At 64.5% G+C, this 4,590-nt stretch carries 4 protein-coding genes; all 4 read right to left on the bottom strand.

The window, feature by feature from the left end:
- Positions 1-30 precede the first annotated feature (30 nt).
- The gene (locus ACESNG_RS20100; RefSeq protein ID WP_373070556.1) at positions 31-1,641 is read right to left on the bottom strand and encodes a DHA2 family efflux MFS transporter permease subunit; all 1,611 of its coding nucleotides are present in this window, start codon (positions 1,639-1,641) and stop codon (positions 31-33) included.
- Positions 1,642-1,654: 13 nt separating this feature from the next.
- Positions 1,655-2,683 (bottom strand): HlyD family secretion protein, encoded by a 1,029-nt coding sequence (locus tag ACESNG_RS20105; RefSeq protein ID WP_373058447.1) that lies wholly within the window; start codon positions 2,681-2,683, stop codon positions 1,655-1,657.
- A 54-nt stretch (positions 2,684-2,737) separates the two neighbouring features.
- Positions 2,738-4,072, bottom strand: a complete 1,335-nt coding sequence (locus ACESNG_RS20110; protein ID WP_373070558.1) for a TolC family protein — start codon at positions 4,070-4,072, stop codon at positions 2,738-2,740.
- On the bottom strand, positions 4,069-4,590 hold a 522-nt coding region (locus tag ACESNG_RS20115), incomplete at its 5' end, for a TetR/AcrR family transcriptional regulator (protein WP_373070559.1). The genes ACESNG_RS20115 and ACESNG_RS20110, both read right to left, overlap by 4 nt.

Consider the following 4,590-nt stretch of genomic DNA (forward strand, 5'->3'; position numbering starts at 1 on the left):
AGAGCCCCCAACGCCCCCAACGCCCCCCCGTCAATGCAGATCGACGGTGACCCCCACTGCCCCCTTCCCCGTCTTCCAGATCAATAACAGCGGCAGTGCCGCCACCAGCAGGATCCCCGCAATCAGGTAAATATGCGAGAACGAAATCACACTGGCCTGAATCGCGATCTGGCGATCCATGATCATCAGCGCCTGCTGCTTGGCAATTGTCGCGTCGATCCCGCGGGCGATCAGTCCATTCGTCAGCCCGCCCAGCCGCGCCATCGTGGTCGGGTCGTATGAGCCTACATGTTCCGTCAGCAGTTGCTTCTGCACTACCGTTTGCCGCGCCAGCATCGTGGCCATGATCGCGATACCCAGCGATCCGCCCAGCTGACGCATCAGATTGAACATGCCTGTCCCCTGGCCGATCAGTCGCATCGGAAGTCCGGCCACGGTGGCGTTCGTGAGCGGAACGAACAGAAAGCCCAGTCCCACCCCGCGCATGATGAGCGGCCAGAAGAGTTGGTCCTGCCCGGAGTCGAGCGTGAGACGCGACAGCAGTACCATCGCACCCAGAAACATGAACGCCCCGAACACGATCATCGGGCGGGCATCGACCTTGTTGGCAAAGCGCCCCACAATCGCCATCGTGAACGCCGACGCCAAGGCGCCCGGCAGGATCACCATGCCCGTTTGCTGTGCGGTGTATCCGTGCAGCGTCTGCAGAAATACCGGCAGGACGAACACCGAACCGTACAACGCCAGGCCAAGGAACATCGCGAACAACACGCCCGGTGCCACCTGCCGCGACTTGAGAATGCGGAAATCGATGATCGGTTCGTCGATCGTGAGTTCGCGCCACACCAGCAGCACCGCTGAAACGACGCAGGTGATCGCCAGCCCCGTCACGAAACGCGATTCGAACCAGTCGAATCGTTCGCCGCGTTCCAACATCCACTGCAGTGAACCGACTGCCAACGTGAGCAGTACGATGCCGAGTACGTCCACCGTCGTCGCTTTTACGTGGTACGCCGCGTCACGCACGTACGTCCACACGAGATAGCCGGCGAAAATGCCGAGCGGCACGTTGATGTAGAAGATCCACGGCCACGCATACGCATCCACGATGTAGCCCCCGAGGGTCGGGCCGAGCGTCGGGCCCACCATCACGCCCATGCCGAAGATCGATTGACCGATGCCGCGCTCGTGCGGCGGAAACGCTTCGAACAGGGTAGTCTGGGCGATGGACAACAAGGCGCCGCCACCCAGTCCCTGTATCACACGCCAGAACACCAAGCCCCACAGCGACGTCGCGGCGCCGCAGAAGAACGACGCGACCACGAAGATCGCAATGGACCCAGTGAGATAGTTGCGTCGGCCGAAGAACGCGGACAGCCAGCTCGACATCGGGATCACGATCACGTTCGCGATGATGTACGATGTCGACACCCACGCGATTTCATCGAGCGTGGCGCCGAGCGTGCCCATCATGTGCGGGATCGCCACGTTCACGATCGACGTATCCACGAGCTCGAGCACCGCAGCCAGCGTCACCGCAATCGCGATCAGATACTTGTTCTTGTACGGATCGTCGGCCACCGCCGCCTTGGAGGCGGTGCGTGTGCCGGTCACGCCGGTAGGGAGGACGGTAGTCGCCATGACGAGGGTGGCGCTACTTCACGATGACGTTGGCGAGCACCGACATGCCCGGACGCAGCGGGCGATCGGTGCCCAGCGACTTCGTGACACGGATGCGCACCGGCACACGCTGCACCACCTTCGTGAAGTTGCCCGTCGCATTGTCGGGCGGCAGCAGCGCAAACTTGGCGCCCGTGGCCGACGCGATGCTCTCCACTTCGCCCTCGGCGCGAGCCGCGTATGCATCGACCTCGAGTTCGACCTTCTGCCCCACGCGAATGCGGCCGAGCTGTGTCTCCTTGAAGTTCGCCGTCACGAACATGCCCGAGTCCGATACGATCGACATCAGCGTCTGACCAGCCTGCACCAACTGGCCGACTTCGACCTGCTTCCGCGACACAACCCCCGCCAGCGGCGCGGTGAGCTTCGCGTACGAGAGCTGCAGGGTCGCGTTGTCACGCGCCGCTTTCGCCGCCGCCAGACGCGCTCGCGCCAAACGCACGCCTGCCTCGGCGTTCGACACGCCCGACGTGGCTGCATTCACCCCACGCTGCGTGGCTGTGAGTTGCGCCGACGCGGCATCGAAGCTGGCCTGCGCCGCGTCGAGTTGCGCCATGCTGATGATCTGCTTCGCCGACAGCTCCTTCGCGCGCGCCAGATCGCTCTGCGCCTTCACCACCTGCGCGCGCGCCGCAAGCACCTGCGCGTCCCCCACCTCGCGCTGACTCGAGGCCGTGCGCACCATCGCCGCCGCCTGACCTTCGAGTCCACCGCTACCAGCCGTGGCCACCGCTGCCGCATAGTCGGCCTCCGCCTGCGCCAGCTTCACCTGATATTCCCGCGCGTCGATAGATACGAGTACGCCTTTGTCTTCGACATGCACGTTCTCGCCGACGTTCACGGTCAGCACGTAGCCGCCCACCTTCGCGACCACCGGCACGATGTGTCCGTCCACCTGCGCATTGTCGGTCGATTCATGCGTCTGCGCGAATGACCAGCGATTGAAACCCCACACACCGCCGGTGATCACCAGGGCGATGGGGATGACTATACGTAAGTTCATGACGTAAAAGCGAAGTATGGAGTCGGGAGTCGGGAGTATGGAGTACGAATCGAGTTACGGGAGCTTTTGTACTTCGCCCATGGCTCGCGCCAGCGCGACGCGTGAGCCTTGGTAGCTGGCGAGTGCGTCGTTGCGTAGCGTGCGTGCTTGATTCAGCGACAACAGTGCCGTAATCACATCGCCGTTGCCGGCCACACCGGCGCGGAAACGCTCCTGCGCCTGTGACACTTCCTGTTCGGCCAGACGCAGTCGTTCTTGCACGGCATCCACCTGCTCGAGGGCGGCGCTCAGGTCGAGTAGGGCGGCGCGGACCTCGAGCGCACTCTGCGCGCGCAGGTCACGCAACTTGGCGTCGGTTTCTCGCGCGTTCGCGATCTGTTCCTGCACACGCCCCTCACGACGGAATCCGTCGAAGAGACCGACCGACAGCTGTACGCCCCACGAGTAGGTGGGGAGCAAGCGGTTCCAGTGTTTACCGATCACGCCCTGGTCGACCACCAGCCCGAGTTGCGGCGTGCGCTCCCACTTGATGGCCTGTGTCGTCGCGCGCTGGGCGGTTTCCTGCGCCAGCAACGCTTTCACATCGGCGCGCGATTCGGTCGCGCGGGCGAGCGCGCTGGCGGCATCGGGCGGTACGTCGCCAACCGGCATGCCGGCCAGGGAATCCGTCAGTGTGAGCGGCGCGTCGAGTGGCAATCCCACCGCGCGCTTGAGTTCGAGCAGTCCCCGGTCGCGTTCATTGCGGGCCCCGATGATCTGCGCCCGCACATTGGCCAGCTGCGATTCGGCGCGCGTGACGTCGAGTGCGATACCGGTGCCGGCTTGCAACTGATCGTGTGCGATGCGCAGCAGATCGGCAGCCAGCGCGGAATCGGCGCGACGCGACGACAGCTGCGCCTCGGCTCGCGCCGCCCGTACATACACGGCCGCCGCAGTGGCCGCCGCCATCTCGGCCTGCGCCTGTACATCGGCACTGGCCGCAAGCACCGTGGACTGCGCCGCACGCCACTTCGCGATGCTGCCCAGGTCGAGCAACGGCTGCTGCAACCGATAGCGCACGTCGACAATGGGTACCGGTCCGATGATTTCACCATCGGGGCGCAGCAGCGGCTGGCCGGTCACGGGATTGCTGAACGAGAAGCCGAACGTCGCCGAGTTGAGATTGCGCTCGGACTGCAGAATCCCCGCGGCAAGGTCGGGGAAGAGCGCACCGCGTCGTTGCGTTACGCGGGCTTCCGCCTGCGCCACGCGTTCGCGGGCGACGTCGACGCCACCACTCTGTTTCGCGGCCAGACGTGCGGCGTCGCCGATCGAGAGCGCGTTCTGGGCGGGCAGGGCGCTGCCGAGCGTTGAAAGAAGTGCGGCGACGATGGATACGGATCGCTTCATGGACGCAGGGCGTAGAGATAGAACTCGAGCATCTCGTCGAGCACCTGCTCGTCGCTGCCGAGTGTGTTGTGAAACTCACGACGCGCACACCAGGTGCTGTGCGTCATCCAGATGGACGAGAACATGCGGGCGGCTACCTGCGAGTCGACCTCGCGGAACTCACCACGCTCGACACCGCGGGCGATAATGCTCGACACGAGGCGGCGCCCGCGGGCGATCACCTCGTCGGCATAGAACTGCAAGAGGTCGGGGAACTGGCCCAACTCGAGCGACACGAGACGTTGAAGCACCTGCATGCGATCCGTGCGCAGAAACGTCCACCAACCGTGTCCAAGCCAGCGCATCTGGGCGGCGGCGGTCTCCGACTGCAGGCCAGCCCTCGACGCCTCGGCTTCCGCCAACGCGGCCACGATCGTGGTGTGCACCATTTCCCGAAATAGCGCTTCCTTGTTGGGGAAGTAGAGGTAAATGGTGCCCTTGGCGACCTGCGCCCGTTTGGCAATGTCGTCCAGGCGCGC

It is taken from the genome of Gemmatimonas sp., from assembly GCF_041689975.1.
GTDB lineage: Bacteria > Gemmatimonadota > Gemmatimonadetes > Gemmatimonadales > Gemmatimonadaceae > Gemmatimonas.